Origin of the sequence: Kitasatospora sp. NPDC101176 (genome assembly GCF_044768035.1) — a bacterium.
Classification (GTDB): Bacteria; Actinomycetota; Actinomycetes; order Streptomycetales; family Streptomycetaceae; genus Kitasatospora.
Genome location: NZ_JBIWPA010000024.1, coordinates 1 through 16,330, shown reverse-complemented (window position 1 = coordinate 16,330; position 16,330 = coordinate 1). Strand labels below are relative to the sequence as shown.

Sequence of the window (16,330 nt, the reverse complement as noted above, 5' to 3'; positions counted from 1 at the left end):
GGGTGCGGCCTACCCGTCGGACAGGACGAGCTTCACGACGTCCGTGCCGAGGTCGCGGATGGCCGCGTCGGCCCGGTCGAACGGGTAGGTGGCGGTGACGAGCGAGGCGAAGGGGAGGTCCGCCCGCGCCAGCATGGCGATGCCTTCGGAGTAGGAGCGCGGGGTGTTGAAGCTCATCCCCAGCAGCCGGATGTTGCGCTGGCAGATGTCGGCCGCCGGGTCGACGGGGATCGTCGTTCCGTCCGACACGATGTTGCCCGCCTCGACCACGGTGCCCAGGCGCCGTACCAGGCGCAGTGCTTCCGAGAGGGCGACGGGGCTGTTCGTCGCGTCGACGACGAGGTCCGCACCGCGGCCTTCGGTGGCGTCGAGCACTGCCGCCGCTCTGGCCGCCGGATCGTGGTCGCCGGTGTCCAGGACCAGGTCCACCCCCATCGTGCGGGCCGCGGCCAGTCGTGCGGGGCGGGCGCCGGCGGCGATGACCGTGCCCACGCCGGCCTGGCGCAGGACCAGGGCCGTGAGCAGGCCGATCGCGCCCAGTCCGAGGACCACGGCGGTCGAGTCGGCGGTGAGCACCTCGTCCCAGGTGCCGGTGGGCGTCTTGGTCGCGTTGACGGTGCGGATGGCGACGGCGAGGGGGTCGAGGAGGGAGGCGACCTCGTCGGACACCTCCGGGGGGACGAGCCACAGGCAGGTTCCCGGGTGCACCACCAGGTGTCGGCCGAATCCTCCGGTCAGGGCGGGGGTCTGCGCGGCGGGGCCGGATCGATCGGGGGCCAGGCCGATGGCCTCCGGGGGAATGCCGTAGAGACGGGCGTCGGTGCAGGTCGTCGCGCCGGGTCCGAAGCGGCGGCAGCCCCAGCAGCGCCCGCAGGGCACCCAGGGGAACAGCGCCACCCGGTCGCCCTCCTTCAGGAGGCGCCCCGCGGTGTCACGGCGGCCGTGGTCCCCGTCGAAGGCGGTGATCCGGCCGACGATCTCGTGTCCCAGGACGAACGGCCGGGTCGGCTCCTGGGAGAGGAAGTGGGCGTCGGAACCGCAGATCCCGTTCGCGGTGACCTCGAGCAGCAGGCCTCCGGGCGGCGGCGGCGGCAACGGGAGCGACGTCCGCTCCAGGCGGTCCTTACCGACCCAGACGTTGGCACTGGTCGTTTCCATGATCGTTCACCGGTTCAGTCGGTCGGCCACAGGCTGGGGAAGCCGTGGGCGTCGCGGTGGGCGGGGCGTCCGTCGTCCATCACGATCGGCTGTGGCACCGGGCTGACGAACTCCAGGCGGATCCCGTCCAGGGCCCGCTTGTCGGTGAACCACAGGAGGATGTCGCCCGCGTCGTCCAGGGCCATGCCGTCCGCGGCCACGCCCGCGCGCTCCAGCCGCTCCTTGCAGCCGAGGACGTCGGGGTGGTTCATGAAGCCGAGGTGGTGGATCCCCTCGCCCTGGGCCGGGGAATGCGTGCCCTCGCCGGTGAACTCCATCAGCTCGATGTGGGGCGGCCCTTCCTTGGAGAAGGCGATGCGGGCGTCGTGGTGGTGCGGGTCGGCCTCGCTGTGGTCGACGTAGGCGTCGGTGACGTACCGGCCGACCTCGCTGAACGTGTAGCCGGTCGCCCGGGACCAGCGGTCGATCGCCGCTTCGAGATCCCGGACGAGCACGCCGATGTGGTGGATGGGTTCACTCATCAAATTCCGCCTCAGCTTCGCTGACCGCCTCCGTGGGCGTTCAGCTGCGGTCTGTCGTTCCTCCACCGTAGGTCGGGTCCCGGCCGCTCCCGGGGTCTTGGCGGACGAGGCCTGCGGCCCTCTTTGCTCCCCTGATCGGGGGTGCCCGATCAGTCCTCCCGACCGTGCGGGGATCGTCCCTTCGGTCATCCGTGGGGGCAGCCCGTTCCTCCGGTACCGGAGGGATGCTGGCGTTACGACAAGCAACTGCCGTTGGGAGCAAGCGCCGTGAACGTCTCGTACGCCTGGACGATGACCGCCGAGAAGCGCGTCGAATTCGAGATCGTCGAAACGACCGACATCTTCGACCCGGGGAACCCCGCGCTCGCCGCCGTACCCGGCGGAGGCACCTGCGCCGGCACCCGGCTGGTGATCCTGGACGAGGTCGTCGAGACCATCTTCGGCGAGCGGGTGCGCTCCTACTTCGAACAGCGCGGCGTCGACGTGGCGTACATGCTGGTCAAGGCCGGCGACGACCACAAGACCATCGACCAGGTGCTCCAGGTGGCGAGCCGGCTGAACGAGATCGGCACCTCACGGGTCAGCACGCCGCCGATCGCGATCGGTGGCGGAGCTCTGCAGGACGTGGTGGGGATGGCCGCGGCCCTGTACCGCCGCGGCATTCCGTACGTCCGGGTCCCCACGACCCTCCTTTCCCAGATCGACGGCAGTACCTCGGCCAAGAACGGTGTCAATTACGAGAGTTTCCGTAACCGGCTCGGGACCTTCGCCCCGCCGCCGCGCACCGTGATCGACCGGAGCCTGATCGCCACCCTGCCCGAGCGGCAGGTGCGCAGTGGTCTGGGCGAGGCCGTCAAGATGGCGCTGGTCAAGGACGCCCGGCTGTTCGAGATCCTCGAGGTGAAGGGGGCGGATCTGGTCGCGGACCGCCTCCAGGACTCGGCCCCCGACGACCGGATCCTCCAGCCGGGCCGGGAGGTGATGCGCCGCTCCATCGCGGGGATGGCGGAGGAACTGCAGAAGGACCTGTGGGAGACGGACCTCGCCCGCATCCTGGACTACGGCCACACCTTCTCCCCCTGCGTGGAGATGACGGCCCGGCCGCTGCTGCTGCACGGCGAGGCCGTGGCCATGGGCTCCGTGTTCTGCGCGGTCCTGTCCACCGGACGCGGTCTGCTGCCGGCGGACGACCTGGTGCGGATCGTCGACACGGTGCGCGGCATCGGCCTGGCACCGTCCCACCCGATCTTCTGCGACGCCGAGTTCCTCAAGGCCGGCTTCGCGGACACCGTGCGCCACCGGGACGGCCGCCAGCACTTGGCCCTGCTCACCGGGATCGGGACGACCACATTCGTCAACGACCTCACCGACGAGGAGATCGAGCAGGCCGCCGGGGTCATGAAGGACCTGCTGGACGACCGCGACTGGCCGAAGCAGGGTCGGCCCACCAGGGCCCCGAACTCGTCGCCGCCTGAAGGCCCGGAGATGACCGCGAACACGCCCACCGTACCGCTGGCCGACGGCGTGGAGATGCCGCGCATCGGACTGGGCACCTGGCCGCTGTCCGACCGTGAGGCCTGCGAGACCGTCGCGACGGCGGCCCGGCTCGGCTACCGGCTGGTCGACACCGCCGCGCGATACGGGAACGAACGCGGAGTGGGGGAAGGGCTGCGCCGCAGCGGGATCGCACGGGAGGAGTTCTTCGTCACCTCCAAGCTGGCCGGGCGCGACCACGGCTACGACCGGACCATGCGCGCGTTCGACGCGAGCCTCGACCGGCTCGGACTCGACCACCTCGACCTCTACCTCATCCACTGGCCGCTGCCCATGCGCGGCAAGTACACGGAGTCGTGGCGTGCGTGCACCGAGCTGCTCGCACAGGGCCGGGTGCGCGCCATCGGCGTCTCCAACTTCACGCCCGCGCACATCGAGGCGGTGGTCCGGGAGACCGGCGTCAAGCCGTCGGTCAACCAGATCCAGCTGAACCCCCGGATGAGCCGGCCGTCCTGGCGCTCCTTCGCGGCCCGGCAGGGCATCACGGTCCAGAGTTGGGGGCCGCTCGGCCAGGACGGGAGCCTGCTCCGCGAGCCGGTCGTCACCGAGACCGCTCGCCGCCACCGCACCAGCGCGGCCCAGGTCATCCTGCGGTGGCACCTGGACCTCGGCGTGGTGCCCGTCCCCAAGTCGGCCGACCCGGGCCGCCTCGCGGCCAACATCGATGTCTTCGGGCTCGAACTCACCGAGGCGGAGCGCGATGCGATCACCGACGCCCTCGACGGCACCGGCCGGCCGATGGACCCCGACACGTTCGAGGAGGACTGAGCCGCGCACCCGGGCGGGCGGCCGCCGAACGGGCCCGTCACTCCGAAGCAGCCGTCCCCACCCCCGTCGAAACACCTGCCGGAGGCCACCATGGCACCACGCACCGCTGCCGGACCCGCCACCAACTGGGCGGGCAACGTCACGTTCACCCCCGAGACGATGCGCCGGCCCAGATCGCTCCAGGAGCTCCAGGAAACCGTCGCCGGCAACGCCCGGGTCCGCGCGGTGGGAACAGGTCACTCCTTCAACCGCATCGCCGACACCGACGGCTGCCAGATCAGTCTCGACCGTATGCCTCGGTTCGTGCGGATCGACCCGCAACGCCGCACCGCACGCGTCAGTGCGGCGACGACGTTCGCCGAGCTGAGCGCACGGCTGCAGGAACACGGGTTCGCGCTGCCCAACCTGGGCTCGCTCCCGCACATCAGCCTCGCCGGAGCCTGCGCCACCGGTACCCACGGTTCGGGTGACACCAACGCCTCGATCGCCAGGTCGGTCCGGTCGATCGACCTGGTGACCGCGGACGGGGAGCCGACCTCCTTGTCGCGGGGGGACACCGGCTTCGACGGAGCGGTCCTGTCGATCGGTGCGCTCGGCGTCGTCACCGCCCTCGAACTCGACCTGGTCCCGACCTTCGACGTCGCCCAACGCGTCTACACCGGCCTGCCGTGGAGATCCCTGCTCGACCGCTTCGACGAGGTGTTCGCCGCCGCCTACAGCGTCAGCGTGTTCACCGACTGGTACGTCGGTCTGCAGGTGTGGTCCAAGCAGCGGGTCGGTGACGACATGGAGGACTTCGCGGGTATGGGCCGCCCACTGGAGGTCGCGCGCCATCCGGCGCCGGGTCTGCCCGCCCACACCTGCACGGAGCAGCTGGGAGTGCCGGGCCCGTGGCACGAGCGGCTCCCGCACTTCCGCGCCGAGTTCAACCCCAGTACCGGTGCCGAGCTCCAGTCGGAGTACTACGTGGCGCGGGCCGACGCCGGAGCCGCGCTGGAGGCCGTACGCGGAGTCCGCCAGTACCTCGCCCCCGCCCTCCAGGCCTCCGAGATCCGCACGGTCGCGGCGGACAGCTGCTGGATCGGCGGAAGCCACCAACGGCCCAGCGTCGCCATCCACTTCACCTGGAACCAGAACCACGACGCGGTGTGGACCGCGATCGGCCACGTCGAACGGGTGCTGGCCTCCTTCGACCCGCGCCCGCACTGGGGAAAGCTCTCCGCCATAGGGCCCGACCGCCTGGAGCGCTCCTACGCCCGGTGGCACGACTTCGCGAGGCTGACGGAACGGCTCGACCCGGACGGAACCTTCCGCAACGACCTGGTCGACCACTACTTCCCCCGGTGACCGGCAGTCTCCTGGAAGGCCTGCCAGGCGTGTCCGATAATTGATCGTGCGGCAGGTCGAGGTGAGTCGACGGACGCGGCACGGGGGCGGACAGAGCCCTTGTCACCGTAGGTGGACGGGCGTGGCAGTCCGTCGCGTGATCGCCGGCAGGCGGTTGACGGTGCGTTGTGGCGGCTGCGGACCCGGGCCCGAGGCATGACCTGCCGGAGCGGTACGGGCCGTGGGCGGACCGTCCGCGAGCGGTTCGCCCGCTGGAAGGCGGACTGGACCCGGGCCAAGCTGCTCGAACACGTCCGGGCCGCTCGCAGACGCGCCAAGCCCTCGGCCGATCCCGAGGCGGGCCCGGGCGATCCGCCACCTACTGCGGCGCCCACCACGCGGCGACCTGTACGGCTGTCGTCGTTGCCCGGAGCGCGCCGCGGTATCCACTCGCTACAAGCAGACGCGGCATGAACTGGTTTGCCGAAAAGCCAAGTTGATCACGGTTCGCAACTTCCGCCCTTCGCGCACAGCACACCGGAGCACCTCCCGAATCAACCCGTCCACGGCGCCCGATCCCGCCAGGGGCACGATGCTCGGCCGCCCTCGCATCGGACGATCCCGTCAGCATCTCCGGCTGCACCATGGCATTCCCATTCGGCCATGTGCCCTGCCGCCGCCAGCGAGTACGGTCACACAGGGTGGCCGACCGCTGCCGCGGCTTCCGCCGCGATTCCGGGCCACCGCTGCGGCGCCGGGCCATCGCTGCGAGTACCGGTGCCGGTTTTCAGACGGCCGCACGGGGAGCGCCCCGTACCAAGGATCCGGAGGACAGGGAATGACGCCAGAAGAGTATGGCTTCGCGGGAGCACTAGCCAGGCTGGAGGCTCGGGACAATGTGGAAACACTGGCGGACCGGTTCGGCGAGTCGGAGTCCCTCTTCCGCCTCCTTTCCGACATCGAGAGCGACTCTCCCGAGAGTCTTCGACTGGACCACAGCATCCACGACATCCAGGCGGCGGGTTCCCCTGAGGGCTGGGCGGCGCTGGGTGACTTTCTGAACAGGACCGCCGAAGCCCTGCAGACGTTCGATTCATCCGCTTTTCTGGAGGAAACGGGCATCGAGAGAAACGATGTCTGGGCCCTCGAATATCAGGCAGCTATCACTGAATCAGCCACACCACTCGTCTGGAATTACCTGAGCACGCTGTGGGAAGCAGACAAGACTGCCGCCCAAACCGTTGCAGGTCACTTCGTCGGCTGGCTGGCCGGCGAGGGCCTGGCCGGAGACGATGACAGTGATGAGATCTTCGAAGAGATCACCGAGCGAATCCTGGAGGAAGTTGCAGGGATCGGCCGGCTGCCCTACGAGGACCAGCACAAGAACGCGGAACACATCTACCAGGAATACCGGCAGGATCTCGATGGTCACTACACCGTGATGAGCGAATCGCTCGATTCCTCGACCCTCGCGGCGGAGGAGATCAAGAACCTTCTGGATGCGCTTTCTAACAGGGTCTGACCGAACCCGAAAATCCCGAAACGGGCACGCTTGAAGCCCCTGCAAACCCTCCCGATCGAAAAGGAACCAAAATGGGCCACGGGCACGCACTAGCAAAATCGAAGAAGAAACTGGAAGATCTCGAACAAGACTTCAGAACCCTCCGAAACGACCTGGCCAAGGCGGCAAAAAATCCCGAATCAGATTTCTCCGAATGGGTATCGGAAGAGCAGCTGAAAGGCCTCTTCAATAAACTTTGCGACATCAAGGAAACGCTAATAGGAAAGAAAGGGGGGTCTGCGACAAGTCTGAACAATAAAATCAAAACCCTGGAAACGATTCTCAACTCTTGCTGGGACAGCTACCATGCGGCAGTAGGGATTCGCACACCCCATCCCGAAGCGCCCGATCCAGCCATTTCGATCCAGCGCTCCTCCAGTGAATCTGCGGCAGAATCATCCTCCGGCGGCGCAGGAGAGCCCGACGACGGCCATATCGCCCAAATCCGGGCGGTCGAGTCCGACGAAGCCTATATCGCCGCGGCCAGGGAAGAAGCTATCGACGCGGCGAAAAGGAGGCTCAAGCGGGCAGAGAAAGACCTTCTCGACGCACGCACCAAGATGCAGATAAAATACGCAAAAGAGGACGTAGCGGAAGCAAAGAAAAGGCTTCTCGAGCTCGAGTCCAACAGTAATTACGTCCCGGAACCGGCCGAAACGCAGCAGCAGATCGACGAGGCCGAATCCTCTGCCTTTAACTCTCGGATGGCCCACTGGGAAAAGGCGGCCTGGCGGTATTACACGACCGGCAACCCCGAGGGGGAGGAGGAGTTCAAGAAGTGCAAAGAGGAGCTACTGGACTACTGGAGCGCGAGCGGCACCGGTAGCTCCGAGCGGGAGAGTCTACTGGCGAGGGTCGACAAAGAGACGATTAGATTTAACTCGACGGTGCTGGCCGCGCTTGGCCAGGAGAAGGCCGAGAATTCAATCGTCCTGGACGCAGAGCAGGGCGGAAAGATGCGAGATGCCATCACCATGTTCTCGCAAGAGCTAAGAAACCTGGGGGTTCCGTACGAGTCCGACCATGCAATCGGAATCGCCACCCGAAATGGCTGGAATATGAGCCCGGCGGACCTCAAGGACCCAGACGATGAAGGAGTGTCAGATGATCTACTCAAAACGTTCGGAGACATGCTGGGGAATATCTATACAGCAGACAGCCTGGTGAAAGATATGGAATCCCGCGGTTTCCCGTCGGGCGAAATCAGTGCGGCAGTCATTGCCCTTGGAAGATCTGCGGGGATTGCCGGATGTGGTGGAAGGATGCGGACGACGCTCCCACGGGTCGTAGCTGCGGGAGCCAGGGCAGGCCTCGACGTAGCGAAACCCAGCTGCCGGCATTTCCTGTACAACGTGGCAAGCGATATCGCCTCCAAGCATTCGGGTAATGCGGGATCGTTCGGCGACGGCCAGCTTGCCACTCGGCACACGTGATATGAAATTCTAAGGGACTTCCACAGTGCCGATCCCAGTGGACTGCTGCGGGATCCGGCCCGTGGGTGAACACGTGCCAGGGCCGCCGGCGAGTACGCCGGCGGCCCTGGCACGTGTTCACGTACCCGGCCGCCCTTGTGAAGGGGTGGCCGAGGAGGCACTTCGGTCAGTACCAGCCCTGGGCGACCTCGTGGGCCCAGGCGGCGTCGGGGGTGTGGTAGCGCTGGACCATGTAGTCCAGGGCGGCGTTGAGCTGGGTCTGGTAGCTGGCACCGGTGCCGGGGCCCTTCATCAGCTGGCCCAGGCCTGCTGCGCCGGAGCTGGCGTTGACCGCGTTCGGGTTCCAGGTGCTCTCGCGCTGGATGACGTTGTCGAAGGACTGGACCTGGCCCGCCTGGCCGGGGAACTTGGCACCGACGATCTGCTGGGCGTAGGCCTTCTCCTGGGCGACCTGCGAAGCGGAGGGCGCGGAGGAGGCGGCGAACGCGGAGGGCGCCATGGCCACACCGGCGGCCACGGAGGCCCCCAGGCCCAGGACGGTCGTCACGGTGCGCAGTCGGGAGGTCAGAACGGACATGATGCGGTGGAGACCTTTCACGAGGGAGGACGCCCGGCCCGTCGGCGGCCGCGGCGCGGCCCGGTGCGGTGCACCCGACGGGGGCTGTCCGAGGACGGGCCACCGGTGTCCCGGTCGGCACCGAGCGACCGGGGTGACCGGCCCGCTCTCGTCCTCGACATCCACGAAACCGGAGACGGCCGTGCCGCCGGGACACCCGCCCGTCCGAACGGCGGCCCCACCCGCCGCTCCCCCACCCGGCCCCGCCCGCCCGGTCCCGGCGCCCCGCCACCACTCCCCGACCCACGCCTTCACACCCGATCCGACCTGCGACGACACCCGGATCCCGGACGTCACCACGCCCTCCCCCGATCGGTGGAACGGAGCCACCGGACCGGCCGGGCGGCGGACGGGCGAGGGACGGACGGCACCGGGCGGTCGGGGGGCCGCCCGACACCGACGGTTCCCGTCCGACGGCGCATGGTCACGGTGAGCGGCCTGGGCACGCACGGCGGAGGACCCGCCCGGGAGGGGCGGGTCCTCCGCGGCGCGGCCGGGGCGGGCCGTCACGCGTCGCGGCGCTTCAGGAGGACGTAGGCGGCGGCGAGGGCCGCGGCGGCCCAGACGAGGAGGACGAGGTAGCCGTTCCAGGCGTGCGGTTCGGCGGCCCTGGTGATCCGCAGGCCCGCGTCGAAGGGCAGGTAGGTGCCGGATCCGACGGCGAGGGAGCCCACGTAGAGGGCGAAGACCGCGCCGACCGCGGCGACGGCGTTGCGCAGGACGAAGCCCAGGCCGAGGGCGAGCAGGCCGCAGGTGGCCAGACACAGGCCGCCGCCGAGCAGGGCGCGCAGCACGCCCGGGTCGCCCGGGGAGAGGTGGACGCCCGGGCCGATGAGGGAGCGCCCGACGGCGAAGGAGGCGACCGAGGCGATCAGCCCGGCGACGAGGGTGACGGCGGTGAGGACGGTGGCCTTGGCGGCCAGCAGGCGGCCGCGGGCGGGGACGGCGGTCAGCGAGGTGCGGATCATGCCGCTGCCGTATTCGGAGGTGACGGCCAGGGTGCCGGCGATGGCGAAGGCGAGGAGGCCGAACTTCATTCCGGCCTGGGTGATCCACGTCGGGTCCGAACCGGGGAGGAAGCCGCCCTTGGCGAGTGAGCGGGCGTTGGCGGCGCTGTTGTCGGCGCCCACCGCGATGGTGACGGCGACGCCGATGACGAGGGTGATCAGGAGACCGCGCTGGGTGCGGAGTTTGATCCATTCACCGGCGACGGCGTCCAGGAAGGTGGCCGGGCGCGGTGCGGCGCCGAGTTCGCCGACGGGGGTGTGGACGGGGGTGAGGGTCAGACTGCTGGTCATGGCTGGTGGGTTCCTCACGGTCACGCGGCGGCGGGCGCGGCGGTGTAGTCGGCGTGCTGGTGGGTGAGTTCGAGGTACACCTCTTCGAGGCTGGGCCGGTGGACGGCCAGTTCCCGCAGCGGGATGCCGTGTTCGGCGGCCAGGCCGGAGACCTCGTCGGTGTCCGTGCCGGTGATCGACAGCAGTCCGTCGGGTGCGCAGTGGACCTCTGCCCCGGTGCGGGCGAGGAGGGCGGCGAGGCGGTCCGGGTCGGCGCAACGTGCCCGCACGCAGGTCTGGAGGGATCCGTCGATGAGTTCGCGCACGGTGGTGTCGGCGATGAGCCGGCCCTGGCCGATGACGACGAGGTGGTCGGCGGTGTGCTCCATCTCGCTCATCAGGTGGCTGGACAGCAGGACGGTGCGGCCTTCGGTGGCGAGGCGGCGCAGGAGGGTGCGCATCCAGATGATGCCTTCGGGGTCGAGGCCGTTGACCGGTTCGTCGAGCATGACCACGGGCGGGTCGCCCAGGAGGGCGGCGGCGATGCCCAGGCGCTGGCGCATGCCGAGGGAGAAGCGGCCGATGCGGCGGCGTGCGGCGTCCTCGAGTCCGACCTGGCGGAGGACTTCGGTGACCCTTCTGCGGCCGATGCCGTTGGCGCGGGCCAGGCACCACAGGTGGTCGGAGGCGCTGCGGGCGCCGTAGACGGCGCCGGCGTCCAGGAGGGCGCCGATCTCGCTCATCGGGGCCGGCGATGTGGCGTAGGCGCGGCCGTTGACGGTCGCGGTTCCGCGGGTGGGGCGGTCCAGGCCGAGGATCATGCGCATGGTGGTGGACTTCCCTGCGCCGTTGGGGCCGAGGAATCCGGTGACGACGCCGGGCTCGGCCCGGAACGACAGCCGGTCGACGACCGTGCGGTCGCCGTAGGACTTGGTGAGGTTGACGACGTCGATCACCGGGGGTTCTCCGTCCGGGGTGAGGCGTTGGGCACACGGTCGATCCTCCCGGCCGGCGGCGGGCCGGGGCATCGGCGGATGCGCCGTCGTTCTCCTCGACCTTCGTCGTGGTCGGGCGCCGGGGTGCCCTCGACGAAAGTCGGGGGTGGGGCAGACCTGGGGCCGGTCCGGGCGGGGGGTGCGGCTGCCTAGCCTGGGCGTCATGAGTGACCGTCCGCTGTCTTCCGCGCCCGCCGTCTGCGGTACCGACCGGGTGTCCGGGGTCGCCGACCGGGTCCTGACCGCCGTGGTGCTGGTCGCGCTCGGCTACGAGGCCGTCGACATCGGCATCACGGGTTCCGTCCGCGGTTTTCCCGGTGGCGCGCCGTGGGCGCTGCTGCTCCTGTGCTGCGGGGTGGTGGCGGCGGTGGTGCGCCGGCGGCGGCCGGCGACGGCCCTGGTGGTCGGTGCGGCCTGCTGGACGCTGCTGGCGGCGCCGTGGGTGATCGCGCTGGTCCTGTACGACTCGGCGCTGCACCCGCCGGCCTCGCGCCGGCGCGCGGTGGCGCTGCGGGTGTTCGGGGTGCTCGCGTTGGGCTCCCGCCTGGTGCTGCCGGACCCGCTCGGTCTGGCTCCCACGAACATCGCGTTCTGGACGGTCGCGTGCGGGGCGCTGCCGGTCGCGGTGGGGCTGTGGCTGGCTGCGCGCCGCGGGCTGCTGGCCAGTCTGCGCGAGCAGCTGGCCCGGGCGGAGGCGAGCCGTGCGGTGGAGGTGGCGGCGGCCCGTACGGCGGAGCGTTCGCGGATCGCCGGGGAGATGCACGACGTGGTCGCGCACCGGGTGAGTCTGATGGTGCTGCACGCGGGGGCGCTGGAGGTCTCGGGGGGCGAGGCGGTCGCCGAGCAGGCCGCGCTGATCCGGCGGACGGGGCGGACGGCGTTGGAGGAGCTGCGTGCGGTGCTCGGGCTGCTGCACTCCGCCGAGGACGCCGCTCTGGCCCCCCAGCCGACGCTGGAGCGCCTCGACGAGCTGGTGCGGTCCTCCCGGGAGGCGGGCACCGGGGTGCTGCTGGCCGTGGAGGGCGTTCGGGGTGAGCTGTCGCCCGCGGTGGAGCGGACGGCCTACCGGGTGGTGCAGGAGGCGCTCACCAACGTGCACAAGCACGCCCCGGGTGCCCGGGCCACCGTCCGGTTGCGGCACGGCCCGGACGTCCTGGAGGTCAGCGTGCGCAACACCCGGCCCGCCGGCCGGGCGGCGGATCGCTTCCCGAGCAGCGGGCACGGGCTGGTCGGTCTGCGCGAGCGGGTCACGCTCGCGGGCGGCGCCCTGACCACCGGGCCGCTGGAGGACGGCGGGTTCCTGGTCACCGCCGAGCTGCCCTGTGCGGTGCGCCCGGGCGGCGGGGAACGGGCGGCGTGATCCGCCCGGTCCGGGCCGCACCGGGCGGCGCGGTGACGGGCACCGCGCCGCCCGGGCTCGGGCGTCAGGACTTGTGGGTGATGATGCTGTTGATCAGCCGGGCGCCCGGCCAGTCGGTCTCGACGATGCCGGCGTGGCCGGTGGTGCTGGCAAGGTACTCCTGGAGGCGCTGGTTCTCGCCCTTTCCGCCGCGGTAGCCGTTGGCCATGTCGACGTAGGTGGCGCCGAAGGGGGGACAGCTGGACGAGGTTCCGGTGGAGTTGAGCGTGTTGCCGGTGTCCGCCGCGACCTGGTCCAGGCGGGCCTTGACGTAGCCCCACTTGGTGTCCAGGTTGCATTCCGTCCAGGGGATGTTGCCGCTGGAGTAGCCGGTGAGGCCGTAGCCGGTGGTGGTGTTGCCGAACTGGGCCAGGACGATGTGGCCGCGGGCCTGGCCGAGGGTGGGGGTGGCGGCGGTGCCGGTGCCGGTGGCCGAGGGGGCCCAGAAGAGGCCGGGGTAGCGGGCGAGGTAGCTCTGGAAGATGCGGGAGCGGTCGGCTCCGGTGGTCGAGGACGGGTCGTCCGTGCAGTAGCCGATGCCGGAGCCGTAGCCGCACTCCCCGGCGAGTTTCATGATGATCGTCTCGCCGGGGTGCGCGGTGAGGAACGTCCGGGCCTTGGTGAGGACGTCGTCGAAGTTGGCGTTCTGGTAGACGTCGCTGTGGTGCAGGGCGAAGGCGGTGCCGCCGTTGACGACGCGGACCCGGATGTCGATGGCGCGGATGCCGGCGTTGAGCTGGGCGGTGAGGGTTTCGGCGCTGTCGCCGTGGTTCTCCTGGGTCTCGTAGTACCAGGGGGCGAGGCCGCCGTGGATGGCGAGGGTGTCGTGGGTGCCGGGGATCGACATCCGCCCCAGCTTGGTGCCGGCGGGCAGGTGGCTCATCCAGTCCGGGAGGCTGATGCTCGTCAGGCTGTTGAACCAGGGGGACGAGCTCTTCGGCGCCCAGGGCAGGTTGGCCGCGGAGGCGGGGGCGGTGGCGGCGGCCAGGCTCAGGGCTGCGGCCAGGCCGAGGACGGCGGGTGCGCGCAGGGCGCCGAGGCGGGTGCCGGCCGGGGGCCGGGTACCGGCGGCGGGTCGGTGCCACTGGTGGCTGGGGAACACGGGTCCTCCTGGATGACGGGGCGGTGGACCGGTGTATGGGTGACCGGGCCACCACCCGGGGCAGGTGATGTCATGCACTGAACAGAGGAGTGGACAAGGATGGCCCGCAGCGCTCGCGGACGGATGGGGGGCGGCCCGGGCCGCCGGTGGGGACGACCCCCGCAGGGGTCGGGTGCCGCCGGTCTCAGCCGATGGCGGGCAGCCGGACGGTGAAGACCGTGCGACCGGCCTCGCTGCGCACCGCGACCTCGCCGGCGTGCGCGGCCACGACGGCGTCGACGATGGCCAGTCCCAGGCCGGTGCTGCCGGCGTGACGGGACCGGGCGGCGTCGCCGCGCGCGAAACGTTCGAAGACGTGCGGCTGCAGCTCGGGCGGGATGCCGGGCCCGTCGTCCGCCACGTGCAGGAGCACCCACGGGCCGGCCCGGGCGACCCGGGCGATGACGGTGGTCCCCGGCGGGGTGTGGTTGCGGGCGTTGGCCAGCAGGTTGGCCAGCACCTGGTGCAGGCGCGCCTGGTCGCCGAGGACGAGGGCCGGATCGTCCGGCAGGTCGAGGCGCCAGTGGTGTTCGGGCCCGGCCGCGCGGGCGTCGCTGACGCAGTCCACGACCAGCGGCGCGAGGTCGAGGGCCTCCATCGACAGCGGGCGCCCGGCGTCCAGGCGGGCGAGCAGCAGCAGGTCCTCCACGAGCACGCTCATCCGGGCCGCCTCGGACTCGATCCGGCCCAGGACGTGCCGGGTGTCCGGCCCGATCTCCTCGTGCCCGCGCCGGGAGAGCTCGGCGTAGCCGCGGATCGAGGCCAACGGGGTGCGCAGCTCGTGGCTGGCGTCGGCGACGAACTGGCGCACCCGGGCCTCGCTGGTGTGGCGTGCCTCCAGGGCCGAGGCGACGTGCCCGAGCAGCCGGTTGAGTGCGGCGCCGACCTGGCCGACCTCGGTGCGCGGATCGGTGTCGGCGGCCTGCACCCGCTCGTGGAGGACGACTTCGCCGCGGTGCAGTTCCAGTTCGGAGACCCGGGTGGCGGTCGCCGCGACGCGGCGCAGCGGCCGCAGCGCGGAGCCGGTCAGCAGGACGCTCGCGAGTGCGGCGGCGAGCAGCACGGCGGCGGAGACGGAGATCTCGGCGGCGACGAGGCCGTCCATGACGTCCTGCTGCTGGTCGGTGGGCAGGCCCATGATGATCGTGTCGCCGGTCCTTCCGTTGTGGGCCAGTTCGACGCGGTAGGTGCCGACGCCGGGCAGGTCCAGGGACTTCGGGGTCAGCTCGGGGGTCTTGGCGAAGCCCTCCAGTGCGGCGATCTGTGCCGTGGTCAGCGGTTTGACGGTGAGGCTGGTCGCTCCCGAGGTGATGCCGCTGGTGTGCACCCGGCCGTCGGTGAGCACGGCGCCCAGGGTGGCTGGCGGCTGTCCGGGGGCCAGGAGGAAGCTGGTGCCGACGAACCCCTGCCCGCCCTGGGGGCCGGGTGGTGAGGAGACGGCCCGTCGGAGGGCGTCGCCCAGCTGGTGGTCCAGTTGTCCGTACAGCTGCCGGTGGACGACCAGGGCCGCGACCGAGCCGATGAGCGCGCACACCACGGCGATCAGTGAGATCGAGGAGATCAGCAGGCGGGCGCGCAGGGAGAGGCGTCGGCGGGGGCGGGTGTTGTCGTCGGTGGGGGCGGGGTGCTCCGCGGCGGTCACCGGGACTCGGCGGGTTTGATCAGGTAGCCGGCGCCCCGGCGGGTGTGGATCATGGGTTCCCGGCCGGCGTCGATCTTGCGGCGCAGGTAGGAGATGTAGAGCTCGACGACGTTGGTCTGGCCGCCGAAGTCGTAGGACCAGACGCGGTCGAGGATGCGCGCCTTGCTGAGGACGCGGCGCGGGTTGTGCATCAGGAAGCGCAGCAGTTCGAACTCGGTGGCGGTGAGGTCGATCGGCACGCCGTCGCGGGTGACCTCGTGGCTGTCCTCGTCCAGGGTGAGGTCCCCGACGGTGACGACGGAGTCGGCGCGGGTGGCGGCCGCGCCGGAGCGGCGCAGGAGCCCGCGCAGCCGGGCGACGACCTCTTCGAGGCTGAAGGGTTTCGTCACGTAGTCGTCGCCGCCGGCGGTGATGCCGACGATCCGGTCCTCGACGGCGTCCTTGGCGGTCAGGAACAGCACCGGCAGGTCCGGGGTGTCGCGCCGCAGGCGCTGGAGCACCTCCAGGCCGTCGAAGTCGGGCAGCATGATGTCCAGGACGACGACGTCGGGTCGGAAGTCGCGGGCGGTGCGGACGGCGGTGGAGCCGTCGCCGGCGGTTCGCACCGACCAGCCCTCGTAGCGCAGGGCCATGGCCAGCAGCTCGGCGAGGGCGGCCTCGTCGTCGACGACGAGCGCGCGCAGCGAGGAACCGTCGGGTCGGGACAGCCCGGTGCGGGCCTGCGGAGTGGTGGGTGGTAGGGCGGACATAGCCTCATCCTCGATCGTTTCGGCCGTGAAAAGCCTATCCGTCGGATATGTGTTCGCTGTGAGAATCGGCGGGGGGGGCGGGGGGGCCCGCCCCCCCCCCCCCCCCCCCCGGGGGGGCGGGGGGGGGGCCCCCCCCCCGCCCCGGGGGGCCCCCCCGCCCCCAACCCCCCCCCCGGGTGGGGGGGGCCCG

General features: G+C 70.8%; 13 protein-coding genes and 1 pseudogene. 6 read left to right on the top strand and 8 right to left on the bottom strand.

The genetic code is table 11. The annotated features are described in order from the left end of the window. Positions 1-9: 9 nt before the first annotated feature. A complete protein-coding gene (locus tag ACIRS1_RS27360) occupies positions 10-1,158 on the bottom strand; it encodes a zinc-binding dehydrogenase (RefSeq protein WP_402844478.1) in 1,149 nt (382 codons plus the stop codon). 14 nt (positions 1,159-1,172) lie between these two features. Further along, on the bottom strand, positions 1,173-1,679 hold the full coding sequence (locus tag ACIRS1_RS27355; RefSeq protein WP_402844475.1) for a VOC family protein: 507 nt from the start codon (positions 1,677-1,679) through the stop codon (positions 1,173-1,175). Positions 1,680-1,946: 267 nt separating this feature from the next. Here ACIRS1_RS27355 and ACIRS1_RS27350 point away from each other — a divergent pair, with 267 nt between their 5' ends. The 5 genes and pseudogenes from ACIRS1_RS27350 to ACIRS1_RS27330 all read left to right on the top strand — a co-directional run bounded on the left by ACIRS1_RS27350 (position 1,947) and on the right by ACIRS1_RS27330 (position 8,321). Further along, positions 1,947-4,001, top strand: a complete 2,055-nt coding sequence (locus ACIRS1_RS27350; protein WP_402844472.1) for an aldo/keto reductase — start codon at positions 1,947-1,949, stop codon at positions 3,999-4,001. 90 nt (positions 4,002-4,091) lie between these two features. Next, the gene (locus ACIRS1_RS27345; RefSeq protein WP_402844470.1) at positions 4,092-5,348 is read left to right on the top strand and encodes an FAD-binding protein; all 1,257 of its coding nucleotides are present in this window, start codon (positions 4,092-4,094) and stop codon (positions 5,346-5,348) included. A 111-nt stretch (positions 5,349-5,459) separates the two neighbouring features. Next, positions 5,460-5,645 (top strand): annotated as a pseudogene (locus tag ACIRS1_RS27340) (transposase); the annotation flags it as partial. Between the two features lie 520 nt (positions 5,646-6,165). Continuing rightward, a complete protein-coding gene (locus tag ACIRS1_RS27335) occupies positions 6,166-6,849 on the top strand; it encodes a hypothetical protein (protein WP_402844467.1) in 684 nt (227 codons plus the stop codon). Positions 6,850-6,920: 71 nt separating this feature from the next. Further along, positions 6,921-8,321, top strand: a complete 1,401-nt coding sequence (locus ACIRS1_RS27330) for a hypothetical protein (protein ID WP_402844464.1) — start codon at positions 6,921-6,923, stop codon at positions 8,319-8,321. A gap of 166 nt (positions 8,322-8,487) precedes the next feature. On the opposite strand, the gene ACIRS1_RS27325 is transcribed toward ACIRS1_RS27330, so the two are convergent. The 3 genes from ACIRS1_RS27325 to ACIRS1_RS27315 form a co-directional block, all read right to left on the bottom strand. Beyond that, the gene (locus ACIRS1_RS27325; protein ID WP_402844462.1) at positions 8,488-8,898 is read right to left on the bottom strand and encodes a transglycosylase SLT domain-containing protein; all 411 of its coding nucleotides are present in this window, start codon (positions 8,896-8,898) and stop codon (positions 8,488-8,490) included. 545 nt (positions 8,899-9,443) lie between these two features. Next, positions 9,444-10,235: an ABC transporter permease gene (locus ACIRS1_RS27320; protein WP_402844460.1), complete on the bottom strand. Its 792-nt coding sequence runs from the start codon at positions 10,233-10,235 to the stop codon at positions 9,444-9,446. Positions 10,236-10,255: 20 nt separating this feature from the next. Beyond that, positions 10,256-11,170, bottom strand: coding sequence for an ABC transporter ATP-binding protein (locus ACIRS1_RS27315; RefSeq protein WP_402844458.1), 915 nt, complete (start codon positions 11,168-11,170; stop codon positions 10,256-10,258). Between the two features lie 202 nt (positions 11,171-11,372). On the opposite strand from ACIRS1_RS27315, the gene ACIRS1_RS27310 reads away from it, so the two are divergent. Beyond that, positions 11,373-12,569 carry a sensor histidine kinase gene (locus ACIRS1_RS27310; protein ID WP_402844456.1) on the top strand — a complete coding sequence of 399 codons (1,197 nt, stop codon included), beginning with the start codon at positions 11,373-11,375 and terminating at the stop codon, positions 12,567-12,569. A 64-nt stretch (positions 12,570-12,633) separates the two neighbouring features. Here ACIRS1_RS27310 and ACIRS1_RS27305 read toward each other — a convergent pair whose 3' ends face one another. The 3 genes from ACIRS1_RS27305 to ACIRS1_RS27295 all read right to left on the bottom strand — a co-directional run bounded on the left by ACIRS1_RS27305 (position 12,634) and on the right by ACIRS1_RS27295 (position 16,140). Next, positions 12,634-13,710: a phosphatidylinositol-specific phospholipase C domain-containing protein gene (locus ACIRS1_RS27305; RefSeq protein ID WP_402844453.1), complete on the bottom strand. Its 1,077-nt coding sequence runs from the start codon at positions 13,708-13,710 to the stop codon at positions 12,634-12,636. 184 nt (positions 13,711-13,894) lie between these two features. Further along, positions 13,895-15,391, bottom strand: coding sequence for a sensor histidine kinase (locus ACIRS1_RS27300; protein WP_402844450.1), 1,497 nt, complete (start codon positions 15,389-15,391; stop codon positions 13,895-13,897). Beyond that, positions 15,388-16,140, bottom strand: coding sequence for a response regulator transcription factor (locus ACIRS1_RS27295; protein ID WP_402844447.1), 753 nt, complete (start codon positions 16,138-16,140; stop codon positions 15,388-15,390). Before ACIRS1_RS27295 ends, ACIRS1_RS27300 begins: the two co-directional genes overlap by 4 nt. Positions 16,141-16,330 lie beyond the last annotated feature (190 nt).